23 protein-coding genes are annotated in these 22214 nt (G+C 61.6%); 12 read left to right on the top strand and 11 right to left on the bottom strand.

Features of this window, described 5'->3' with window-relative positions; translation table 11 throughout:
* The first annotated feature begins 61 nt into the window (after positions 1-61).
* The 4 genes from DRB19_RS03690 to DRB19_RS03675 all read left to right on the top strand — a co-directional run bounded on the left by DRB19_RS03690 (position 62) and on the right by DRB19_RS03675 (position 4133).
* On the top strand, positions 62-1117 hold the full coding sequence (locus tag DRB19_RS03690; RefSeq protein WP_114184688.1) for a ligase-associated DNA damage response exonuclease: 1056 nt from the start codon (positions 62-64) through the stop codon (positions 1115-1117).
* Positions 1114-2862, top strand: coding sequence for a cisplatin damage response ATP-dependent DNA ligase (locus DRB19_RS03685; RefSeq protein WP_114184687.1), 1749 nt, complete (start codon positions 1114-1116; stop codon positions 2860-2862). Before DRB19_RS03690 ends, DRB19_RS03685 begins: the two co-directional genes overlap by 4 nt.
* Positions 2863-2864: 2 nt before the next feature.
* The gene (locus tag DRB19_RS03680; protein ID WP_245439267.1) at positions 2865-3317 is read left to right on the top strand and encodes a secondary thiamine-phosphate synthase enzyme YjbQ; all 453 of its coding nucleotides are present in this window, start codon (positions 2865-2867) and stop codon (positions 3315-3317) included.
* Between the two features lie 144 nt (positions 3318-3461).
* Positions 3462-4133 carry a response regulator gene (locus tag DRB19_RS03675; protein ID WP_114184685.1) on the top strand — a complete coding sequence of 224 codons (672 nt, stop codon included), beginning with the start codon at positions 3462-3464 and terminating at the stop codon, positions 4131-4133.
* Here DRB19_RS03675 and DRB19_RS03670 read toward each other — a convergent pair.
* On the bottom strand, positions 4130-5071 hold the full coding sequence (locus tag DRB19_RS03670; protein WP_114184784.1) for an alpha/beta hydrolase: 942 nt from the start codon (positions 5069-5071) through the stop codon (positions 4130-4132). The two genes, DRB19_RS03675 and DRB19_RS03670, sit on opposite strands and share 4 nt — an antisense overlap.
* 104 nt (positions 5072-5175) lie before the next feature.
* On the opposite strand from DRB19_RS03670, the gene DRB19_RS03665 reads away from it, so the two are divergent.
* Together DRB19_RS03665 and DRB19_RS03660 are read left to right on the top strand one after the other, a co-directional pair.
* Positions 5176-5427 (top strand): DUF6460 domain-containing protein, encoded by a 252-nt coding sequence (locus DRB19_RS03665; protein ID WP_245439266.1) that lies wholly within the window; start codon positions 5176-5178, stop codon positions 5425-5427.
* 8 nt (positions 5428-5435) lie between these two features.
* Positions 5436-6770: an MATE family efflux transporter gene (locus DRB19_RS03660; RefSeq protein ID WP_114184683.1), complete on the top strand. Its 1335-nt coding sequence runs from the start codon at positions 5436-5438 to the stop codon at positions 6768-6770.
* Between the two features lie 12 nt (positions 6771-6782).
* On the opposite strand, the gene DRB19_RS03655 is transcribed toward DRB19_RS03660, so the two are convergent.
* Both DRB19_RS03655 and DRB19_RS03650 read right to left on the bottom strand, forming a co-directional pair.
* Entirely contained in the window at positions 6783-7865 is a 1083-nt protein-coding gene (locus DRB19_RS03655) for a quinone-dependent dihydroorotate dehydrogenase (RefSeq protein ID WP_114184682.1), read from the bottom strand.
* Positions 7862-8206: a DUF952 domain-containing protein gene (locus tag DRB19_RS03650; RefSeq protein WP_114184681.1), complete on the bottom strand. Its 345-nt coding sequence runs from the start codon at positions 8204-8206 to the stop codon at positions 7862-7864. Before DRB19_RS03650 ends, DRB19_RS03655 begins: the two co-directional genes overlap by 4 nt.
* A 159-nt stretch (positions 8207-8365) precedes the next feature.
* Between DRB19_RS03650 and DRB19_RS03645 the strand changes: the two genes are divergently transcribed.
* Positions 8366-8998 carry a S24 family peptidase gene (locus tag DRB19_RS03645; RefSeq protein ID WP_114184680.1) on the top strand — a complete coding sequence of 211 codons (633 nt, stop codon included), beginning with the start codon at positions 8366-8368 and terminating at the stop codon, positions 8996-8998.
* Between the two features lie 7 nt (positions 8999-9005).
* Here the strand turns inward: DRB19_RS03645 and DRB19_RS03640 are convergent, their stop codons facing one another.
* Both DRB19_RS03640 and DRB19_RS03635 read right to left on the bottom strand, forming a co-directional pair.
* Positions 9006-10739 carry a lysine--tRNA ligase gene (locus tag DRB19_RS03640; protein WP_114184679.1) on the bottom strand — a complete coding sequence of 578 codons (1734 nt, stop codon included), beginning with the start codon at positions 10737-10739 and terminating at the stop codon, positions 9006-9008.
* Positions 10740-10850: 111 nt separating this feature from the next.
* On the bottom strand, positions 10851-11678 hold the full coding sequence (locus DRB19_RS03635; protein ID WP_373867392.1) for a transporter substrate-binding domain-containing protein: 828 nt from the start codon (positions 11676-11678) through the stop codon (positions 10851-10853).
* Positions 11679-11800: 122 nt separating this feature from the next.
* Between DRB19_RS03635 and DRB19_RS03630 the strand changes: the two genes are divergently transcribed.
* Positions 11801-13156, top strand: a complete 1356-nt coding sequence (locus DRB19_RS03630; protein WP_245439265.1) for a glycosyltransferase — start codon at positions 11801-11803, stop codon at positions 13154-13156.
* A gap of 1596 nt (positions 13157-14752) precedes the next feature.
* Here DRB19_RS03630 and DRB19_RS03620 read toward each other — a convergent pair.
* Positions 14753-14998: a hypothetical protein gene (locus DRB19_RS03620; RefSeq protein ID WP_162815575.1), complete on the bottom strand. Its 246-nt coding sequence runs from the start codon at positions 14996-14998 to the stop codon at positions 14753-14755.
* A gap of 454 nt (positions 14999-15452) precedes the next feature.
* A complete protein-coding gene (locus tag DRB19_RS03610; protein ID WP_114184674.1) occupies positions 15453-16142 on the bottom strand; it encodes a ParA family protein in 690 nt (229 codons plus the stop codon).
* 398 nt (positions 16143-16540) lie between these two features.
* Here DRB19_RS03610 and DRB19_RS03605 point away from each other — a divergent pair, with 398 nt between their 5' ends.
* Together DRB19_RS03605 and rarD are read left to right on the top strand one after the other, a co-directional pair.
* On the top strand, positions 16541-16876 hold the full coding sequence (locus DRB19_RS03605; RefSeq protein WP_114184673.1) for a hypothetical protein: 336 nt from the start codon (positions 16541-16543) through the stop codon (positions 16874-16876).
* A gap of 117 nt (positions 16877-16993) precedes the next feature.
* Positions 16994-17953 (top strand): EamA family transporter RarD, encoded by a 960-nt coding sequence (rarD, locus tag DRB19_RS03600; RefSeq protein WP_114184672.1) that lies wholly within the window; start codon positions 16994-16996, stop codon positions 17951-17953.
* Between the two features lie 802 nt (positions 17954-18755).
* On the opposite strand, the gene DRB19_RS29740 is transcribed toward rarD, so the two are convergent.
* The 3 genes from DRB19_RS29740 to DRB19_RS31805 all read right to left on the bottom strand — a co-directional run bounded on the left by DRB19_RS29740 (position 18756) and on the right by DRB19_RS31805 (position 20413).
* Positions 18756-19001 carry a hypothetical protein gene (locus DRB19_RS29740; RefSeq protein WP_162815574.1) on the bottom strand — a complete coding sequence of 82 codons (246 nt, stop codon included), beginning with the start codon at positions 18999-19001 and terminating at the stop codon, positions 18756-18758.
* A gap of 486 nt (positions 19002-19487) precedes the next feature.
* Positions 19488-19628 carry a hypothetical protein gene (locus tag DRB19_RS29735; protein WP_162815573.1) on the bottom strand — a complete coding sequence of 47 codons (141 nt, stop codon included), beginning with the start codon at positions 19626-19628 and terminating at the stop codon, positions 19488-19490.
* A gap of 11 nt (positions 19629-19639) precedes the next feature.
* Entirely contained in the window at positions 19640-20413 is a 774-nt protein-coding gene (locus DRB19_RS31805) for a lytic transglycosylase domain-containing protein (protein WP_114184782.1), read from the bottom strand.
* Between the two features lie 435 nt (positions 20414-20848).
* On the opposite strand from DRB19_RS31805, the gene DRB19_RS29730 reads away from it, so the two are divergent.
* Both DRB19_RS29730 and DRB19_RS03575 read left to right on the top strand, forming a co-directional pair.
* Positions 20849-21004 (top strand): hypothetical protein, encoded by a 156-nt coding sequence (locus DRB19_RS29730; RefSeq protein WP_162815572.1) that lies wholly within the window; start codon positions 20849-20851, stop codon positions 21002-21004.
* Between the two features lie 113 nt (positions 21005-21117).
* Entirely contained in the window at positions 21118-21528 is a 411-nt protein-coding gene (locus DRB19_RS03575; protein ID WP_114184669.1) for a DUF1236 domain-containing protein, read from the top strand.
* Positions 21529-21664: 136 nt separating this feature from the next.
* Here DRB19_RS03575 and DRB19_RS03570 read toward each other — a convergent pair whose 3' ends face one another.
* Positions 21665-21997, bottom strand: a complete 333-nt coding sequence (locus DRB19_RS03570) for a hypothetical protein (RefSeq protein WP_114184668.1) — start codon at positions 21995-21997, stop codon at positions 21665-21667.
* Positions 21998-22214: the final 217 nt, after the last annotated feature.

Genomic DNA, 22214 nt, shown 5'->3' with positions numbered 1-22214 from the left:
TTGCCATGGGGGAGACGAAACCGCCTGTCAACGCCTCTTACGGCTCCTATATCATCCGCCCATGGCGCTCCGTTCCACCGATATCCTGACTCAAACCCCACAAGGGCTCTACTGCCCCCTCGGCGACTTCCACATAGACCCGGTCCGCCCGGTCAAGCGGGCCCTCATCACCCACGGCCATTCGGACCATGCCCGCTCGGGCCATCGCACCGTCATGGCGACGCGCGAGACCCTGCTCATCATGGCTGTGCGCTACGGCGAGGATTTCGCGGGATCGACTCAGGAAGCACCGCTCGGCGAAAGCCTGCGCGTCGGGGACGTGACCGTACGGTTCACCCCGGCGGGCCACGTGCTGGGCTCGGCGCAGATCGCCATCGAGGTGGGCGGCACCCGCGTGGTCGTCTCAGGGGACTACAAACGCGCGGAGGACCCGACCTGCCTTCCCTACGAGGTCGTGCCCTGCGACGTGTTCATCACCGAGGCGACCTTTGGACTGCCGGTATTCCGGCATCCGGACACAAGGGGCGAGGTGCGCAAGCTCCTCGATTCCGTAGCCCTTTTTCCTGAACGCGCCCACATCGTCGGCGCCTATGCGCTTGGCAAGGCGCAGCGGGTCATGGCGCTCCTGCTCGAGGAAGGCTACGACAAGCCGATTTATCTTCACGGCGCCATGGAGCGTCTGACCGCATTCTATAAAAGCGAGGGCATTCCCCTGGGAGAAACGCCCAAGGTCGTAGCCTCCGAGCACTCGAAGCTGACGGGCGCCATCGTGATCTGCCCGCCCTCCTCCATCCAGGACCTCTGGTCCCGCCGCTTCCCGGATCCCGTCACCTGCTTCGCGTCCGGTTGGATGCGGGTTCGCGCCCGCGCCCGGCAGAAGGGCGTGGAGCTGCCGCTGGTGATCTCGGACCATTCCGACTGGGACGATCTCTGCCGCACGATCCGCGAGACGGGAGCCGGCGAGGTCTGGGTGACCCATGGCCAGGAGGACGCCTTGGTCCATTGGTGCATGACCCACGGCATCAAGGCTCGCCCCTTGCACATGTTGGGTTATGGCGACGAGGGCGAGGCGGAGGAAACGCCTCCGGCCAAGGAAGACGCGGGAGAAACGGCATGAACCGCTTCGCCGCTCTCCTGGACCGCATCGCCTATGAGCCGCGCCGAAACGCCAAGCTGCGTCTGCTGATGGACTATTTCCGCCATACGCCTGATCCGGACCGGGGCTACGCCTTGGCGGCCTTGACCAACGCGCTCATGTTCAAGGAGGCGAAGGCCGGTCTGATCCGTGGGCTGGTGGAGGAGCGGACGGACCCGGTCCTGTTTCGCATGTCCTACCATTATGTGGGAGATCTGGCCGAGACCACTGCGCTGATCTGGCCGTCGCCGGGGCATGAAAGCGTTGCTCCCACCGAGGGCGGGCGGGACACAGGTCCGCCCAGTCTCGGCCACAACAATCCTCCGCCTCATGTGCCGACGATCACCGAAGTCGTCGAAACGCTCGCCACCACGAGCAAGAGCGACCTGCCCGCCAAGGTGGCAGGCTGGCTCGATGCCCTGGACGAGACCGGGCGCTGGGCCCTCATCAAGCTGATCACGCGGGAGCTGCGCGTGGGCGTCTCGGCCCGCCTCGCCAAGACCGCCGTTGCCCAGCTTGGCGGGTTCGAGGCGGACGAGGTGGAGCTGATCTGGCACGGGCTGGAAGCGCCTTACGAGGATTTGTTCGCCTGGGTGGAAGGCCGGGGCGAGAAGCCCGAATCCGGCAACCCTGCGCCGTTCCGCCCGCCGATGCTGTCCCATCCTCTCGAAGAGGAGGATTTCGAGAAGCTTGATGCATCCGAATTCCTGGGTGAATGGAAGTGGGACGGCATCCGTCTTCAGGCCGTTGCGGGTCTTGCCAGCGACGGCCGCTCCGTTCGGCGCATCTATTCCCGCACCGGCGAGGACGTGTCTCGCGCCTTTCCAGACCTCGTAGAGGCGCTCAACTTCGAGGGCGCCATCGACGGAGAGCTGCTGATCGTACGCGACGGAAGGGTGCAAAGCTTCAACGTCCTGCAGCAACGCCTGAACCGCAAAGCCGTGACCCAGAAGCTCGTTGCTGAATTTCCGGCTCACCTGAGGGTCTACGACATCCTCACCGAAGGAGACGAGGATCTGCGCGACCTGCCTTTCCGGGAACGCCGCAAGCGCCTGGAGACCCTCGTCGCCCGCATCGACGACCCGCACATCGACCTGTCGCCAATGGTGGCCTTCTCGTCCTGGGACGAGCTTGCCGCCGCGCGGTCCGATCCGGCTTCCGTGGGCGCGGGCCCTGACGCCGACGCCATCGAGGGCTGCATGGTGAAGCGGGCCAGCAGCCCCTACTTGCCGGGCCGCCCCAAGGGCTATTGGTACAAGTGGAAGCGCGACCCGTATATCGTGGATGCGGTCATGATGTATGGCCAGCGCGGGCATGGAAAGCGTTCGTCATTCTATTCCGACTACACCTTCGGGGTCTGGCGCGACGGGCCTGACGGCGAGGAACTGGTGCCCGTGGGCAAAGCCTATCACGGGTTTACGGACGAGGAGCTGGTCAAGCTCGATCGCTATGTCCGCAATCACACGGTCAACCGGTTCGGACCCGTGCGCGAGGTGGAATACGGCAAGGACCGGGGCCTCGTGCTGGAGGTGGCGTTCGAAGGATTGCAGCGTTCGACCCGGCACAAATCCGGCGTCGCCATGCGGTTTCCGCGCATCAGCCGCATCCGCTGGGACAAGCCCGCCGCCGAGGCCGACCGGATCGAAACCCTGGAAAAGATCCTCGAGCGGGGGGAAAAGGAGATCCATCCCCTCAAGGGCCAGGAACCGGAAGGCCAGGAGACATGACGATGCCAGCCGTTGAAACCATTGCCGAGGGCAGCGTAACGCAACAGGTGAGCGGGCGCCTCGTGGTCGAGACGCCGGGACAAGGCTTTACCGACATCACCGACGCGACCGCCCGGTGGGTCTTCGGCACCGGCATTCTCCAGGGCCTGTTGACCGTCTTCTGCCGCCACACCTCAGCCTCGCTGGTCATCCAGGAAAACGCCGACCCGGATGTGCTCGCGGATCTCATGACGGCCTTCGACCGGCTGGCCCCGCGCGGGGCCAGCTATGTCCACGCCACCGAGGGACCGGACGATATGCCGGCTCATATTCGGTCCATGCTGACCGGGTCCGGCCTGAGCATCCCGGTCATGGAGGGCCAGATGGTTCTCGGGACGTGGCAGGGCCTCTATCTGGTCGAGCACCGGGATCGACCACATCAAAGGGACATCGTTTTCCACCTGATCGGGGCGTAACCTCCCTTCTCAGATAGTTTAACTCTGTATAACCCGCTCCATACCCCCTAGAGATTGGGTTAGTATTAGTCGTGGTCTGATCCCTGCCTTGCTATTTTGGCAGGGATACGGCTAAGGCTCAGGAGTTGCGTGGGAGAAGACCGGGTGCAAGCTCAAACCGCCACGATCGTGATTACCGACGACCATCCGCTGTTTCGTGGCGCCCTGAGGCAGGCCATCGCCTCGGTGATGCCGAAGGCCCGCGTGGTCGAGGCGAGCGGCATGGACGAGTTGAACGCCACACTGGGCCAGGAGCGGGATGTGGATCTCATCCTCCTCGACCTGACGATGCCCGGCGTCCAGGGCTTTTCCGGCCTCCTGTCCCTCAGAGCGCAGCATCCCGAACTCCCGGTCGTGATCGTCTCGGCCACCGAGGAGGCCACCGTGATCCGCCGAGCCATGGAGTTCGGCGCCTCGGGCTTCATTCCCAAATCCATCGACGTGGACAGCATCGGCGGCGCCATCGCGGCCGTGCTGGCGGGCGACACCTGGACCCCGCCGGATGTCGACCTCAACGCCGCCGAGGATAAGGAAACCGCCGATCTGGTGCGTCGCCTCGGCACCCTCACGCCGCAGCAGGTCCGCGTGCTGACCATGCTGTCCGAGGGCCTTCTCAACAAGCAGATCGCCTACGAGCTCAACGTCTCCGAGGCCACCGTGAAGGCTCACGTGTCGGCCATTCTGGACAAGCTCGGGGTCGACAGCCGCACTCAGGCAGTCATCGCCGCCTCCAAGATCGGCGTCACCCAGCGCCCCTCCCCGGCCGGAGCGGACTAAAGCGCCTTTACGAAATCATCGATCCGCGACAGAGCCTGCTCGGAGAGCGCGCTCTCGAAGCGCGGGAAGACGTGGCAGCCGCCCGGCCAGACGGCAAGATCGGCCTTGTTTCCGGCAGCGGCCCAGCGGGACGACATGAAGAGGGTGTCGTCCAGCAGGATATCGCGCGTGCCAACGGAGAAGAGCGCGGGCGGCAACCCTCTCAGATCCGCATAGAGAGGCGACACGTCCGGGTGACGCCTGTCGAGGTCCGGGCCGCAGAAATTATCGAAGATGATCCGGATGTTGTCGGTGTTCAGGATAAGTTTTTCCTCGCCCCAGTTCGCCACGCTCGGCGTCATGGTGAGGTCGTAGCAGCCGGCGAACAGGTTTGCGCCCCGGAAGGGCATCAGCCCATGCCGGTCACGCAGGCGCAGCATGGTCAGGGCCGACAGGTGCGCCCCGGCGGACTCGCCGCCGATGAAGAAGCGCGATGTGCCGAAATGGCTTTCAGCTTCCCGCAGGAGCCAAAGGGCCGCCGCCTCGCAATCGTCGGGACCAGCCGGATAGGGATTTTCCGGAGCCAGCCGGTATTCCACCGACACGGCCGCGAGGCCGCAACGCTCCACTAGGCGTTCGAGCCAGGGGTCCTGCTCATCGGCGGTGCCCAAAGTCCATCCGCCGCCGTGGATGTGGAGATACACCCCTGTGGGCTTGTCCGGCGCGATGACCCGCAGGGGCACCGGACCGGCCGGACCGTCGATCATGATGGTTTGGGCCCGGGGGCTCGTGGGCAGAAGGGGAAACGGCCCAAGGCCCTGCCGGCGGCGCGCGCGCACCACGGCCGGGGGAGCCGACCAGGCGTCCGGCAGGCCTGAGAGCTTTGCCACGATATCGGCGTTCTGGGCGCGGATTTCGTCGCTGACGGCGGCGGGGTCGAAAAGGGCGGGATCGATCATGCCAGGCTCGGGACGGGTTGCGTTCATCGCGGACCCTTGCGATGAAGCACACGCCAACGCCAAGGTCCAGCCAGCTCTTCGACGAGGATGAGAGGATGTCCGACATGAACCGATTTATTGGAGGCTCGCCCGGGTCCGTGCTGGTCAGGCTGCTTTTCCTGTCCCTTCTGGTCGGGGCCTTCATGGCGTTTCTCGACATCACGCCCTTCGGGCTGATCGAGGGCCTCTACAACTGGATCAGCTCGGTGCTGGATCTCAGCTTGGAGACCGTGCAGGAAATCGGCCTCTGGGTGCTCTATGGGGCAGTCGTCGTCGTTCCGCTCTGGGTCCTCTCGCGACTTTTCAGCCGGCGCTGAGAAGGCTTATGCACGGCTCCGTTTCCACGCGGCGGATCGAGGTCACGCACGGGCGCATGTTCGCCCTTGCGCTGCCCATGACCCTGTCGCACGTGACGACGCCCCTGCTCGGCCTCGTCGACGCCACGGTGATCGGCCGCCTGGGAGAAGCACATCTCCTCGGCGCAGTGGCGCTCGGTTCGGTGATCTTCGACTTCGTGTTCTGGAGCTTCGGCTCCCTGCGCATGGCGACCGCCGGCCTGACCGCGCAGGCGACCGGCGCGGGCGACCGGCATCTGGTGGATTGCACCCTGGCGCGCGCCCTCCTGGTCGCAGCCGTCACGGGCTTGCTGCTGATCCTGCTGCAATGGCCCATTGCGGCAATCGCCTTCCCGCTCGTGGGGGCGAGCGAAGCAGTGACGGGAGCGCTCTCGACCTACTTCTTCGTGCGCATCTGGGCGGCCCCCTTCACGCTTGCCAATTATGTGATCCTAGGCTCGACCCTGGGGCGCGGGCGCACGGATCTGGGCCTGCTTCTTCAGGTGGCGATCAACGTCGCCAATATCCTTTTGACCATGATGCTGGTGCTCGCATTCGATCTCGGAGTAGCGGGCGCGGCGATCGGCACGGCCGTGGCCGAAGTGGCCGGCGTGGGCCTCGGGGTTCTGGTCCTGCGCCGCCTCGGCTCGAACCCGTTTGCCGTGTCCATGGGCGAGGTTCTGAACAAGGCCGCGATGCTGCAGACCATGGCGGTCAATCGGGACATCATGATCCGCAACGTGGCTCTCATCCTCGCCTTCTCGATCTTCAGCGCCCTCGGGGCGCGCACCGGGGACGTGACGCTCGCGGCGAATGCGGTGCTCTACAACATGTTCCTGATCGGCGGCTATTTCCTCGATGGGTTCGCGACGGCGGCCGAGACCCTGTGCGGCCAGAGCGTCGGCGCCCGCGACGAACGCAGCTTCCGCCGCGCCATTGCGCTGAGTCTTGGTTGGAGCCTTGGATTCGGCCTCGCCGTCTCGACCATTTTCCTCGTCGGCGGCGGTTTCTTTATCGACTTCGTGACGACAAACCCCGAGGTGCGCGCTTATGCCAGGGACTACCTGGTCTTCGCCGCCCTCACGCCTCTCGTCGGCGCCGCGGCCTTTGCGTTCGACGGTATCTATACGGGCGCGACCTGGACCCGGTTCATGCGGGATCTGATGTTGGTTGCGCTAGCCGTCTATGGGTTTGTCCTGCTCGCAGCCGGAGGCCTCGGCAACACGGCCCTGTGGATTGCCCTTCTGGTCTTTCTTGGAACCAGAGGCATCGGCCAGGCGCTCCTATGCGCAAGGCTTACCAAGCAGACCTTCGCAACACCGTAGGAACGGCTCTCGTCAACCCCCCACGGCGAATGCTGTGGCGTCCCTGCCGACCGCTTGCGCGAGCGACGTGTTCTCGGCTGCGAGCGTTTCGACCAATCCCCGCTTGATGTCGTCGATCAGACCCGGCCCCTTGTAGACCATGGCGGAATAGAACTGGACGAGGCTTGCTCCCGCCCGGACCTTCGCCCACGCGGCCTCGGCGGAATCGACGCCGCCCACGCCGATGAGTGGGATCTTGCGCTCGACGCGCAGGAAAGTTTCCGCGAGCATCTTCGTTGAGACCGCGAAAAGCGGCTTGCCCGACAACCCTCCGGTCTCACCCGCGAGGGTCCTCTCCCTCAGGGTCGCGGGCCGGGCGACGGTAGTGTTCGAGACCGTCAGCCCATCGATGCCGCGCTTCAGCGCTGTGGCGACGATCGCATCGAGGGTCTCCAACGAGATGTCCGGCGCAATCTTCAGGAGAATGATCGTCTTGCCCCGCCCTTTATCGGCCTCATCCCGCGCCTCGATGCAGCGGGCCAGAAGATCGTCCAGAAACGCCTCGCCCTGAAGGTCGCGCAGGCCCGGCGTGTTGGGCGAGGAAACGTTGATCGTCAGAAAATCCACCAGCCCTGCAAGGCCGCGGATGCAGAGAGCATAATCCGCAATGCGATCGGTCGAGTCCTTGTTGGCCCCGATGTTGACGCCGACGATGCCGGGACGCCCCTGCCGTCCGGCCAGACGCTGCCGCGCAACATCGAGCCCATCGCTGTTGAGGCCGAACCGGTTGATAATGGCCTCATCCTGGGACAACCGAAATACCCGCGGCCGGGGATTGCCCGCCTGCGGCTTCGGCACGACCCCGCCCAGTTCGACGAAACCGAAGCCCAGGGACAGAAGCTGATCGGGAACCTCGCACTGCTTGTCGAACCCAGCCGCAAGACCAACCGGATTGGGAAAGCGCCGGCCAAACACGTCGACCGCAAGACGGGGATCGTCCTTTGGCGCGGGCGTGGCGGGCATCAGCGAAAGGCCCTTGATGGTCAACTGATGGGCGGTCTCGGGATCGATGGCGTGAAGAACGGTTTTCGCCAGGGGGAAGAGTGCGCTGATCATTGAGCAAGATCCGGAAAGACGTGTTGGCCGTCGCGGCCCAGCGGCAGCGGCTTGACCCAAAGGACAGCCGTGAGGGGAAGCGACGCATAAAGATGTGGAAACAGGTCCCCGCCCCGCGAGGGCTCGTAGCGCAATGCCGTGCCCAGGGCGTCAGCGTCGATTGCGATCAACAGAAGATCGTCCTGACCGGCGAAATGCTTCGCGGCCGTCTCATAGACCTGTTTTCCCGTCGAAAAATGGAGGTACCCATCAAGAACGTCGATGGGCGCGCCCGCGAAAAAACCGGTCTTCTCGGCGCTCCGCCAGAGATTTTCGGGACAGATTTTATAGACGATGTGCATGAGGACGCTGAGTACCGGGGTATTCCCTACGTAGCAACCCGAAGATGACGCGCCGCCGCTCCGTGGCGATCATGCTTGTCGGGTCATAGAACAACCTTAATTCCTAACCATAGCCTCGTGTACAGTTAAGTTTTTTCGCACCCCGCGAAGGTTCACAAAATGCTTTCCCATGATCGCGTTTGGGCTGCTATCGATGCGCTGGCCGCACGCCACGGCATGACCGCATCAGGGCTGGCTCGCAAGGCCGGTCTCGACGCGACGAGCTTCAACAAATCGAAGCGTACAAGTCCCGAGGGCCGGGATCGCTGGCCCTCGACGGAGTCGATTGCAAAGATCCTGCGGGCGACCGGTGCGACGCTGGAGGATTTCCTGCGCCTCGTCGAGCCGTCCGGTTCGCTTCGCCGCTCGATGATCCCCCTCATCAGCATGACCCAGGTCGGCACCGGCAAGCTCTTCACCGACGAGGGTTTGCCGACCGGCGGACCCGGGTGGGACGAGATCGACTTTCCGGATTTCGGTCAGGAGAAGGTCTTCGCCCTGGAGGTGACGGGCGACACCATGGTGCCGCTCTACCGGGACGGCGACATCCTGATCGTTTCCCCGACGGCGAGCGTCCGCAAAGGCGACAGGGTCGTGGTCCGCACCACGGGAGGCGAGATCCTGGCCAAGGAGCTCAGGCGCCGCTCGGCCAAGACTCTCGAATTGGCCTCCTTCGGCGGGGAAGCGGAGGACCGCGTGATCCCGGCCGAGGAAGTATCCTGGGTTGCTCGCGTCATGTGGGCGCGACAGTAGAGGGCGCTTACGCGGCGCGGCCCTTTTCCCTGCCCCGTAGGAATGTCTCGTGGTCCTTCACGAGGTCTCCGGCGAGCGCCTTCTCAATCAATGCCCGCGTTTCCCTCACGCCATAGAGAGCCACGAAGGAGCCGAAGCGTGGTCCGCGCGGTTCTCCGAGAAGCACCTGGTAGATCGTGTTGAACCACTCGATGGACACGCCTGGCCGCTCGGGCGTGGCGCCCTTGGCCTTGAAGTCCTGATAGCGCGGCTCCGCGCGGCCGACATTGTAGATCTCTTCCTGAATGGCTTCCGCGGTCGCTGGCCGGTCCCCAGCCTCGAAGGACGCCAGCACGTCCGACAGGCGACGCAGGGACGCAGCCTCCACGTCGTCCGGCAGGCGGTAGGTCTTCTGTGGCTTCACGAAGTCCTCGAAATAGCGCACGGCCCGCTTCACGAGGCTATCGAGGCGCGGATGCGTCTCCGGCGAGACACCGGGCGCATAACGGCGAATGAAGCCCCATAGCACGGCGGGATCTTCCGAATTCGCCACCGCCACGAGGTTGAGAAGCATCGAGAAGGAAATCGTCGTGCCCGGCTGGTTGCCCTCGCCCGACGAGACAAGCTCCGCCGCCGGGGGATTGCCCGCGTGCAGATGCCAGACGGGATTCATCAGACGCGCCCGGGCATCCTGCCCGGGGAACTTCTCCAGGAAGGTCAGGTAGTCGTCCACCTGGCGCGGGATGACATCGAAGAAGAGACGCTTGGCCTCGCGCGGCTTGTTGAACATGAACAGGCCCAGGCTGTCGGGCGTGCCGTAGTCGAGCCACTCGTCGATGGTGAGACCGTTGCCCTTCGACTTCGAGATCTTCTGTCCCTGCTCGTCCAGGAACAGCTCGTAATTGAACCCTTCCGGCGGAAGGCCGCCAAGCGCCTTGGCAATCTCGCCCGACAGCTTCACGCTGTCGATCAGGTCCTTGCCGGCCATCTCGTAGTCGACGCCGAGCGCCACCCAGCGCATGGCCCAGTCCGGCTTCCATTGCAGCTTCGCGTGCCCGCCCGTGACCGGCGTCTCGAAGCGCTCACCCGTATCGGGATCGCGCCACACGATGGTGCCCGCATCGAGCTTGCGCTCGTCGATGGGCACCTGCATGACGATGCCGGTCTTCGGATGAACGGGCAGGAAGGGCGAATAGGATTGCTGACGCTCCTGGCGCAGGGACGGCAGCATGATGGCCATCACGGCATCATAGCGCTCGAGCACCGTGAGCAGCGTCTGGTCGAACCGTCCGGACTTGTAGCACTCGGTGGCCGACAGGAACTCGTAGTCGAACCCGAAGGCGTCGAGGAATTCCCGCAGGCGCGCGTTGTTGTGGTGGGCGAAGCTCTCATGGGTGCCGAACGGGTCCGGCACCTGGGTCAGCGGCTTGCCGAGGGCCGACGCCACCAGCTCCTTGTTGGGGACGTTGTCCGGGACCTTGCGCAGGCCGTCCATGTCGTCCGAGAAGGCCACGAGGCGGGTCGGGATGGCGTCTCCGGTCAGGACCCGGAAGGCATGGCGCACCATGCTCGTGCGGGCCACCTCGCCGAACGTGCCGATATGCGGCAGGCCCGAGGGACCGTATCCGGTCTCGAAGAGAGCCTCCTTCTTGCCCGTGCGTTTGAGCCGCTCGACCAGCTTGCGCGCCTCCTCGAAAGGCCAGGCATTGGCGGTCTGGGCGGCTTCGACGAGGGCAGGATCGACAGACAGGGACTGAGACATGGGACCAGGATGATTGAATGAGCGCGGCACACAGAAACGTGGTCGGCAAAAGCGGCAGAGAGGCGATTACGTCTATGCTCTAAGGAGCACGGTTCCAGGGGTCAATGCGGCTTAAAAGGGGCTGACCGGGAAGAAGCGCAGGTAAAGCTCCGCATACTTGCCCTCTTTCCAGAGCTGCTGCAGGGCGTAATCGAAGGCGCGCCGCAGATTTTCCTCGTCCTTGCGCACGATGAAGCCGATGCCCTCTCCGAAGTAGCGGCTCTCGAGATACGGCCCTCCTGAGAAGTCGCAGCAATCGCTCGCCTCCTCGCCGCCCATCCAGAGGGCGAGGCTCAAGCCGTCGGCGAACAGATAATCAATCTCGCCAGCCTTGAGAGCCGTCTGGGCTCCCTGAACATCCGGGAATGGCTTGAGGGTCGCCGAAGGCAGGAACGCCTTGGCAAAGGCCTCATGAGCGGTTTTTTCCACGACGCCAATGGTCTTGCCCTGGAGCGCCTTGCTTTCAGGCGCAGGCATGTTGCGGTCCTTCCTAACCGCGAAGCGGGCGGGGATCTTGAAGTATGGAGCCGTCACGCCGAAGCGCTCCCGCAGGCTTCCGGACAACGGAATGGCGGCCGCCACCACATCGCCCTGCCGGTCCGAGAGGGCGTCAAGCAGCATGTCGAAGCGGCGCACCTGGATGGTGCAGGTCAGGTTGAGCCTCTCGCAAGCCGACCGGGCAAGCTCCACCGAAAAGCCGGTCGGGTTGCCGTCGAGTCCGGCGAAATGGAGAGGGGGAAACTCGTCATCCACTAAGAAGCGAACCGTGCGGACTCCGGTGAGGTCCGGGCGCTCGAGCTGAGCGCGAGGGTCCCAGAAATTGGGGATCGACACGCCCTGCGCTTGGCCTCCCCCCTGCGGGAGAACGGTCAGCAGAACGAGCAAGGCCGCACCAAGCAACCCGGGATGGGGCTTGATCTCCCGCAGGAAGCGGGCGACACATGAAACAATGTTTCTGTTCTTCAACGGCTGATGTCCTTTTGCAAGCTGCCTCGCATGATCCCCAGAAGCAGATCTTGCCCGTGAGGCAGGGTCTAGCGGAGGCACACCGACAGTCAACCGTTGCCGCGCGTGCGCTGCCGGTCGAGATCGGGTTTCTGGCGCGCCATGGATATGCGCCCAACGCGCTTCTCCAGGCATCGGCTCTCGCATCCTTCGCGGGCATTCCGGTCGATGAATTCCTCATCAAGGGCGGCTACATTCCCGAACAGGAGTTCTACCGCGCCTTGGCGAGCGAGCTGGGGCTTCCCTTTACGTCCTCACCCCGCCTGTCTTCCCGGGCTCACTATCCCAACAGCATTCTGGCCGGGCTCGCCCCCGCAGCCGGACAGGCTGCGGGTTTCATCCTGGCTCCTCGCGGCCCCACTCTCACCCAGCTCCTGAGGACCCGGCATCCACCCGGAGGGCCACTGCTCATCACGACGCCGTCCATTTTGGCCAGGGCCGTGATCAGGGCCCAAAGCCGCGCGGTCGCCTATCGGGCGGCGCACGAGCTCCCCGATCGCAGACGCGACCTCTCGAGCCTGCATGGCGCGTCCCTGGCCCAGATTGCCGCACTCGTCGCCCTTGCCCTGGTCGCCTCCTTCGCCGGTGTCATGGTGCCTGCGCTCACCATTGCGCTCCTGGGTGCTGCCCTGAGCCCGTTATTCTTAGGGCTGATCGTCCTGCGGTTGGCCTCTTCGATGCTGGGAGCCTCTGTCGAGCCGACGACCCGTCTGCCCAGGCAGGACGATGCGGCGCTGCCGGTTTATACGGTGATCGCTGCGCTTTATCGGGAACGGCGTGTCGCATCACGCCTTGTGGCCGCCCTTTCCCGGCTGGACTACCCGCCCGCCAAACTCGACATCAAGCTCGTGCTCGAGGCGGACGACCCGCAGACCCTCGCGGTACTCAGGCGCATTGCCATGCCGGGCTTCATCGAGGTGATCATTGCGCCGCCGGGCGAGCCGCGCACCAAGCCCCGCGCGCTCAACGTGGCCCTTCCGCTGGCGCAGGGCGATTTCACGGTGGTCTATGATGCCGAGGACGTGCCCGATCCGGACCAGTTGCGCAAAAGCGTCGCGACCTTCGCCTGTCTGCCGGATGAGTTCGCCTGCCTGCAGGCAAGGCTCACCATCGACAACACGGACGATTCCTGGTTGGCGCGGATGTTCACCATCGAGTATGCGGCTCTGTTCGACGTGTTCAATCCAGGATTGGCCGAAATCGGCAGCCCTATCGCGCTGGGCGGAACATCCAATCATTTCCGCACCGCGGTCTTGAAGGAAGTGTGCGGCTGGGATGCCTGGAACGTCACGGAGGACGCCGATCTCGGCCTGCGCCTCTCACGGCTCGGCTATCGCGTCGCGGACCTCCTCTCCGCCATCATCTCTATTTAATACTCTGTAACTGCAAGTAAAATTTTTCCGCTTGCAGACCCTTCCCCACCCCATTCCCCACCCACGGGCGCCGCTTGGGTTCAGACGGCTTTATTGTTGCGGCTATCAAGCCGCTCTGCGGCGTGCACCCGCCAGCGGCAACACTGCAATGCAGATGTCCTGAACACGTCACGCCCATCCAACTCACGTTAATCAGAAGCCCTTGGCTGCTCAACTCGGCCAAGGGCTTCTGCAATTTGGGGTCTGGCCTAAGAGCCTGCGATAGAGCAAGCATCCGGTTCATGCTAGTTTCAGGCTGCAGCGGTGCTGACCAGGATGGATGAACCAATGGGCAACAAGCATGACTGGCGCAGTTTGCTGTTCATCTTAGGCGCGGGTCTTGTTGTCGGCTGGATCAGCGGGCAGCTGGTCAGCCTAATCCCTTCACACGACGTTGCAACAACGGAGCGGCCAAGGCTCTCACCCCGATAAGGGCAGTCATTCCGAAAACTGGAAGAACGAGCGACCTTCCAGCCGGCGCCCTAGCTGGCCGATAGACTTGGCCATTAGCTATTTCGTAGGGAGCGCGGGCTACAACCTGTGACAGCTGGGTTAGCTTGACAAAGCCTCCCATGCACAGATTGCCAGAGCAACGAGCAAGGCTGCCCCGGCAAACACAAGCTCCTGCCATGATAGGTAATCGACCAGAACTTCACTCAAGGACACACATCCAAACGCTTGACAGCAGTGCAGCTTATTAGCATGAGCGCGAGCGACAGGAAACATGTCCTCAAATGCCTACCCGCCCGACAGGCCAGATGAAAAGGGAGGGGGCGGCAGTCCGTCCGTGCTCGCCCCTGGCAGTTGATCCTGCTGACGTCTTTAGGCTGTATGTTCGCTGCCCTTCCTGGGCAGTTCCTCCCGAAACTTCGAGCCGCTCTCACCGGCTGTCTTCAGCAGCCTGGGCTCGCCTTGGCCTTTAAATTAGCCATCGGAGAGCGAATAGTCGGACTGTCCCTAGGGTAAACCCCGCACTATTAAAGCCAAGTCGGCAAGCTTGTGCAGGCAGGAACATGGGCTCCACGAGTGGTGCAGGTATTCTGCCCTGCTAGTTACAAGTCACAGCGACGCTGACTAGAATAGGACAACCGATGAGGCGGGCGTGGCCGGCGTATGTTGTTGGTCGTTATGGTCGCAAGCCTTGCTGTCTGCTGAGCTAACAGACAACTGGTTAGCCTTATTTCTTCCCGAGACATTGCTACAACCAAGCGGCCGATGCTCTTGACGCAATGAGGCAGCCGTTGCCTCCAACGTCAAAGAAAGAGCGCCCTTCCGTCTGGCGCTCCAGTTAGGCCGCGTCTGCGACCATGTCAGGGAGGAATGTGCCGACAAGGCACAGGAGAAGGCTGCGCTTGAAAAATGAACAAACCGTGACGAGCGATTGCACCTCAATGCTGGATGATGAGTCAGCTCACCAAAGCCAGTGGCCCAATCACTCCTAGAGCGAACGATACCGCTGAGTGGGCCATGGAAACCTCCTGCCTGTCGATACACGATACCGCTCAACTGGCTTGGGCTGCTGTGTGTCGCAGCACGTCTTGCACGGGTTCATCGGGCTCAGACGTTGTCTCCACCTAATGGCTTCGCTTGTTGGATGGAGCCTTTCGCTGCTGCAATATCATCGGGATTGGTGGGCTGAGTAGCGCTCTTTCGGCTCTGCCGCTTGTAGAGCAGCCATGCCAAACCCGAGGTGAGGGCTGCAATCGCGACCAGAGCCGAACTCGGGTAATCACGGAAGCTGATGCGCGCGGCCTTGTCGAAATCATCTGGAACAGTATCGGGCCGGCCTTGGTCGTCATGCATTGGAGGCACCTCGTGGAACGCCGCTTCAGATATGGGCATCGCGACCGAGGTCTGCATCCCGATACTGACTGCTCTGGTTGTGCAAGCCGAGGCCGCATCATCGATCCGTCCTTGGAACAAAACAAGAACTTATGACGTTCCTGCCAAGCTAAGGGAGGGTCAGTGCGTTCGATGTCCAGTCGTCTCAAGGATGACGATATTGAGGCTGAGGCCCGCTCTATAATCCGGAAGAGGATCCAAGATGCAGGATGGTATCCCCGCGCTTCCAAAGAGGAGCGCAAGAGACTCATCGAACAAGACGTGGACCGCCACTGGCATCTGCTGATCCATGAGGCGGCAAGACGGTTGGCTGATAAAGAGGCTCAGGGCCCCTTAGGCTGAGGCTCAACCGCTCTATCAGCCCTGCTTGGCGTGAGCGTCATAGAAGGTCCAACAGTGCGCTTGGCCTAGAACATCAACTGGCCCTGCTTGCACTTTGGTCGTCCGCCTCCCAAACCTCCTTGTCTGCTTCTGCTCCATCCAGCCGTCTCAGCTTCGTCCTTAGCCAATCAAGAACCGCACGGACCTCGTCGGCTGCTTTTCCGGAGGGGGCAAACTCAGTAACGCCCAACCCTGACGCAAGAGCGTCCATGTGGTCAGAGCGAAGAGCGAGGGTTGCGTCACACAGGCTGCCGAGCAGTTGGAGCGCCATGCGCGCGTTGGAGGTCCGGCTCGTTCGTCCGCCCGTCGGGCATTGGTTGAGGACAAAGGCGAAGGGCTTGGCTCGCTCGTGCAGGTAGCGCACGGTGGCCTTGCTGGCTTCGATATCAGCCACGCTGGGCCGGACCGGCAGCAGGCAGAAATGAGCCTCTCTCATGCACCCTTGCGCGGCATGGCTGTCCGCTCCAGGAGTGTCCACGATTGCGAGGTCGTAGCCTTGCCGGTCGAGGGTGTAGATGCGCGAGGACAGATAGGTCCAAGGCAGGGAGTGTACCTCTGGCTGCTCGGCGGCGCGCCGCTTGTACCATTCGCCAGCCGTGTCCTGCGGATCGGTGTCAAGAACGGCAACCCTGAGGCCGCTCTGTACTGCAGCCACAGCAAGGGAGAGTGCTAGACTGCTCTTTCCAGTGCCTCCCTTCTGAGTGACGAAGGCAACAACGTGCATCAAGGCATCTCCGGTCAGCACCCGATTCGTTGAGCGTAAAGATACTTACTGGACTGCGCCAGACTGAAGATTGTGGTGGCATCCCCGCCTACCGTAACGGCTTCACCTCATGCCTTCTTAGGCGGCTAGCGCTTTGGCAGGTCGCTTACACAACCGGTTGCCAGAAATAATTCCGTCATCAGGGACCGGAGAAGGTTGCGCCTGAAAGCAGATAGCCTTTTGAGGTGAAGAAGTGGCGCCGCTATCGAAGCACCAACCCAGTGCCATGAGTCTTAGCATAAAGCTCTGAAGGTATAAGAGTGGCTGCAGCGCGAAAGGCATTCTGTGTTACAATGCTGATGCGGCCGGCAAAGGCGAACGAAGCCGGTTCGACGCGCTCCAGTCTCAAGGAGAGTCGCATGGCTCTGACGGGACACTATGACTTCCGTAGAACGATAACCGGTCAGCTCCGGCTGTGGGTCGAATACGACTCAAACGGCTTCTGGGACTTCCTCACACGCAAGAAAACCTACTGTCGCCGCTGGCGGAACGCCACCATCATGGATTTAACTGCGCCGCAGCTTCGGCACTTGATGGACATGCGCTTCACCGGTTCACAACGCATGCCACAGGCACGGAACACGATGAGGGACCGGCCCGAACACGTGCCTGAGCGCGAAAAGGCGTCCATCAGAGTGCTGCTTGCTCCGCCCGATGGGGAATACCCAAAGTCTGACCCGCTCCTGGATAAGTAGCCCAGCGCTGTTGACAGGTTAGACCATCACTAACCCGGCAAGGCGCATAGCACCTATCCGTCCCATCTTAATTCAACTAGGACGGACCCAAGCGCTTGAGGGGAAGACGGCTAGCCTATGCAACATCAACTGGAAGAAAGAAGGAAGACATCTACCGAGCCTGCTGCTTCTGAGGCAGCCACGGCGAAAGCCGGGGTCCTTTACGCGCTTGCTGCGTTCTTCATGTGGGGCCTGGTCGTCCCACTTCACTTCAAGCTTCTCTCGGCTGTGCCACCCCTCCAAATCCTTGCTTATCGCATCGTATGGTCAAGCCTGTTCGCTCTGGGCCTGATTGTCTTCGCTCGGCAGGTGCGGCAGCTCACTGACGCCCTGGTCTTCAGCCGACGGCTTGCGCTGCTATGCCTTTCAGCCGGACTGATTGGTGTGAATTGGCTGGTCTACATTTGGGCGGTGAATAACGGTCATCTTGTTCAAACGAGCTTGGGGTACTTCATCAACCCGCTCATCAATGTTGCCCTCGGCGTTCTCTTCCTCAGGGAGAGGCTTCATCCAGCGCAGGTGGTGGCATGTGGGCTTGCGGGTGCCGGCGTACTTCTGCTTGCTGTGTCGTCGGGCGAGATGCCATGGGTTGCACTGACGCTGGCTCTCAGCTTCGGCGTCTATGGCCTTGTCAGAAAGACTGTACCAGTCAGTCCCTTGATTGGCTTCAGCATCGAGTCTCTGCTGCTCACACCTCTGGCGCTTGGCTACCTAGGGCTCACCCTGCTCCAAGGCAGTACCATTGCCTTTCAAGGCGACTGGAGCCTCGACTTTCTGCTCGTCCTAACCGGACTGAGCACAGCGGCACCCCTCATCTGGTTTGCAGCGGCAGCTCGGAGGCTAAAGCTCTCAACCATCGGCTTGCTGCAGTACCTGGCGCCAACAGGCCAACTTGCACTTGGCGTGCTCGTTTATGGCGAGGCATTTGGGTGGGTTGAGGCGCTAGCCTTTGCGGCCATCTGGGCAGCGCTTGCGATTTACAGCGTTACAGCGCTGAGGTCTGCACATCACCCGACTGCTCATCCGAAACAGGCATAAGCCAGTGGTTACAGGAACGGGACCGCCCCAGTTGGAAAGGCTGGAGCGTTCCGATTCCCAAATCGGAATCTCTTGGCCAACGCAACTTCGTCACCCGTGCTGTGGGCTCGACGAGCTAGCGCTTAGCATGCGCAAAGAACATACTATGCCATTGTGCCAGCGATATGCCTGGAGGCGCCAATGGCGTGCGAAGACCTGGTTGCTCAGTGCTTCATGGATGAGCAAGCGCCCCTAGCGGTTCCTGAGCTAAACCGCGAACGGACATTGAAGTACCTGGAATGCTGCTATCAGCAGGGTATGTCGTGGGAAGATGCCAAGCTGCAGATCCAAACCTATCTTCAGGGAAGGGGTGTCCCACACCAGGGCATTGTGAGACAGCTGCAACTCGCCAAGCCGCTCCTCCAGTCCTGGTTGGACTAACCGTGGACCTCACGTAAAGCCGTTTTATCAGCCGCGCCCCTGCCACGGCAGGCTGACTATTAAGCATATCCTCGGCGGCGTCATATCTGCTACCCACCGCTCGTAGGTAGCCCACCGCATGACCTTCGGCTTGGGTGGGTCTCGCTCGCCCAAATCCTTTTTCTAAGGAGCCGCACCTTCACCTATTCACCCATTCAACTCACCGCAGCAGTTTAATGTAAGTTAAAAAACCCTTGCGGTGTGTCGGCTTCCCGACAGACCGATTGCTCCCGAATCAGCATAGTCCCATGCATACGAGGCGAGATTTCGGGGCGCGGTTACCGCCAGCATATTGCTAAGCATCAGTTTAAGAGGGCGATGGCATCGCTGTGCATGGGGTGAGTCAATGAAAGGCAATAAAAAGAAGCTGCTGCCGAGCAAGCGCCGGCAAATCAGCCGACTTGAGCGTCAACTCGCAGCCGTCGAGGCGCAAATCGCGCGCCTCGAAAAGGTTCAGGATTTGGGCCTTGCGGACCAGAATCATTTTTTCGTCTGGAAGCGGCCGTCCCTTTTTATGACTGAGCGCCCAGAGGTGCTCCATTAGTCTCCAATTTCTCAAGAGCCAGGCCTGCTCTCCGTAGATCTGCACCAGAGCCTCACACCATAGCGTCGCGCGTCAGCGACGTTACTCAAGAACAGCAAGAACTCGGAGGACCACAATGTCGTCTGCCATGCTCAAACGCTTGATCTCGGGAACGTCTCGACAGCCTCCTGACACCTACTCGCCAGATATTCTGCCTTTGATGCAGTCATTGCTGGGGGCTTTGGCCGACATCGATTTTGAGTTTCAGAAGGATCGGGAGACGATCCTGAAGAGCCCAATCGAAGAGCCTCTCAAACAGAGAGCCATTGCAACACTCGCGAAGTGCCATCGCGAGCGACGTGATCCCTACGTGCGAGAGATTGACAAGCTGGAGAGGCAAATCCAAAGGACATTTGCATAGAGGTTGTGCTGTCCGCGAAATGCCACTCTGGAGGCGATAGTCAGGTGACTGTAAGAACCTGAGCTACTCCCGTGCGGCCCAAAGACTGCAGACCGGCCTTTCTAGCTAAGACGACCACACATACTTCGTCGCTACAGCCGCTTCATCATCCGCGCTGCTGCCATGATGAGTTGCGCATCCAGCATCTTCTCCGCATCGTACTTAGCCCCCCATCGCTCATAAGTGCGCCACCGCACGCCCTTTTCAGGCCTGGACAGACGATCCTCTTCCATGCGGGCACCCTTCAACTCCCGCTTGCAATGCGGAGACTTTCTGGCCTTAGCCTCGCGGTTATGGTCCGCATCCGCGCCTCATGGGCAGCCCACATCTGCCGAACTGCCATCCTTCTGGCTTTCTGTTTTTCCTGAAGTCGAACGAGGTTACGGGCTTCTGCAGGAGACAGTCCGGGTGGGCCTGCCATCGCCAGCCGTAATCCCTTCGCGGGTCGCTGAGGAGGTAAAACGTGGACAGCTGAAGTTGCGCTCCCCTCTCTCCTGACAGGGGTGAAAGCAACAGATCTGGCCACTGCCTTGATGTCAGCGCTTACCACAGTCCTGGCTGCTCCAAAGGGAGTGGAAGCCACACCTTTTGCAGGAACGGCTCCAGCCCCCAGTGGAGATCCGATTGTGGCTAAGTGGCTCCGGACCCGCTGGCAATACTCCACGGAGAGCTGTGTCATACGCTCCTCGCCATGACCGGCGCGGTATTTCATCAAGGTGCGGCAGAGGTTGCCATCAGCAAGCTTCCAGGAACGAGCCAGATACATGACCCCATAGCGGATGTTGGTCTCAGGCTCGAACAGCCCATTCAAGGTGCCCCTGTAGCCGAGCATCGCCGCGGTCGTCGGGCGTATCTGCATGAGTCCGACCTCACCAACGCCCCCCACAGCTCGCGGATTGTAAGCACTCTCAACCTGCGCCACTGCATCCGCAATCTCGGCAGGAAGGCCCGCTTGCTCTGCCTCACGCCTGATAGTGTCGAGATGAGCCCGACGCCCTGGTGTATAAGCTTGTGGCATCCCTATGAGCTCCTCAATGACGGGAGGCAGGGGGATCAGCGGGAAGTCGGCATCCGACGTTTCTGCCGAGGCAGAAGAAGCAAACAACACGAAAGCACATGCAACGAAGGCGTTGGACTGTCTTGGATTACGCAAAGATTGCCCCCTAGTGCCGCTTAAGCTTATTGAGCCATGGAAGATGAAGGTAGCGTGAGGGCCTCCACGTTGGAAAGGAGCAACTTGGGTAGCTATAGAGCGCACCCCTCGGCGTCAAAGCGCTCTATTGACTTCGGATTGGAAATCTCCTCGCTAGAGCTGCGTCACGGCTATGGCTGAAAAGATATAGAGCCTGAGCGAGTGCGCTTGAAACATTCCTAAAAACTTCGTGATGGAATAGACTGGAATCTGCCTGCGTTTGCTGACCGACCGCTGTTAACCCGCATGCAGGAGAAGCTTATGAACACCATCCGACATTCCGAAGCCGTACGGAACATTCATTCGTACTCTGAGCACCTCCCCAATACCGGCCCGTCGTTCCAGCGCGCATCCGTGCTTTTTGTTGCCTCAATTGGTTCGTTCATCGGGGTAAGTCTTCTGCTGGCCAGCATCTGACCGGAATGCCGCGCCTTCCGCATGTCGTGTTGGGGCATACAAAAGATGATTGGAAGGGAACGGCTGCGCTTCCTGCCCGTTGAGACAATGAAGTTTTTCAGGAGTTTTCCCTTATGTCTCGCAGAATACTTATCGCTGGAGCCGCTCTGACGCTCCTACTGCCGACTGTGGTATTCGCGCAGTCGGGTGGGGGCGCAGCGACTGGAGCGGCGACAGGTGCGGTTGGCGGCGCAATTGTTGGCGGCCCGATTGGTGCCGCTGTTGGCGCAATTGGTGGTGCGATTGTCGGGGGCATCTCCGAGCAACAGCAGCCCCAGTTTCGTCAGTATGTCGTCACACAGAGCCCGCAACCCTACCGTTATGCGGAAGAGGTTCGCGTGGGTGCTGTTTTACCTGAATCCGGAGTGACCTATTATGAGGTTCCAGCCGAGTACGGCGTGCGCGGCTATCGATATACGATTGTCAACGACACCCCTGTTCTCGTCGAGCCGGGCACCCGTCGGATTGTTCAAGTCGTCCGCTAAAGGCTAATCCCTACAAGACCCTCTATCATTGGTGGAGGTCCGAATGAGCATCGACTCATTCGGACCTTTCTTGTGCAAAAGGCCCGCGAGCGTTCTCGGTCGGATGACGCATAGCGTTGATAGCCAAATCTAGTGGTTACCGCCACTTCATCAGCCGCGCTGCTGCCAGGACTAGATGCGCATTGAGCATCGCCTCAGCGGCATTGTACTCGGCCTCCCACTTCTCATATGTTGCCCACCGCATGCCTTTCGGCTTGGGCGGCAGGTCCCATTCGTCTGGATCCTCCTCTCCGAGGAGAGCCGCTTTGACCTTTGCCTTCGTTCGCCACGCCCGCCCGATAGGGTCAAGGAACTGCGAGGCATAGGCCGCCTTGCGGCCCCAACCGTGTCGACTGGCGAATGCAGTCGCTCCAACGTTCTGTAGAGTACGCGAGCCCGCCGTCTGCTTCTGGGACAGATGGCATACCATTGCAGGCCCCCAAAATGCCGTGGCGAAAACACCAGCGGGAATGTCTGTCGGTCACTACCGCATGACAGTTCCAACAAACCGCCATCCTCGTGCAGCTTGAGATCCGCTCTGACTATCTCGCCCGAGCCATAGGTGAGCACGCATTGGATATGGCTGCCCGGCCTACCAGAGCCGCTTGGGATGAGCTTTGCCAGATCCACCTTGGGCCCGCTCTCAA

This window comes from Microvirga aerophila (assembly GCF_003332305.1).
Taxonomy (GTDB): domain Bacteria; phylum Pseudomonadota; class Alphaproteobacteria; order Rhizobiales; family Beijerinckiaceae; genus Microvirga; species Microvirga aerophila.
This window is presented reverse-complemented; position numbering and strand designations above follow the sequence as displayed.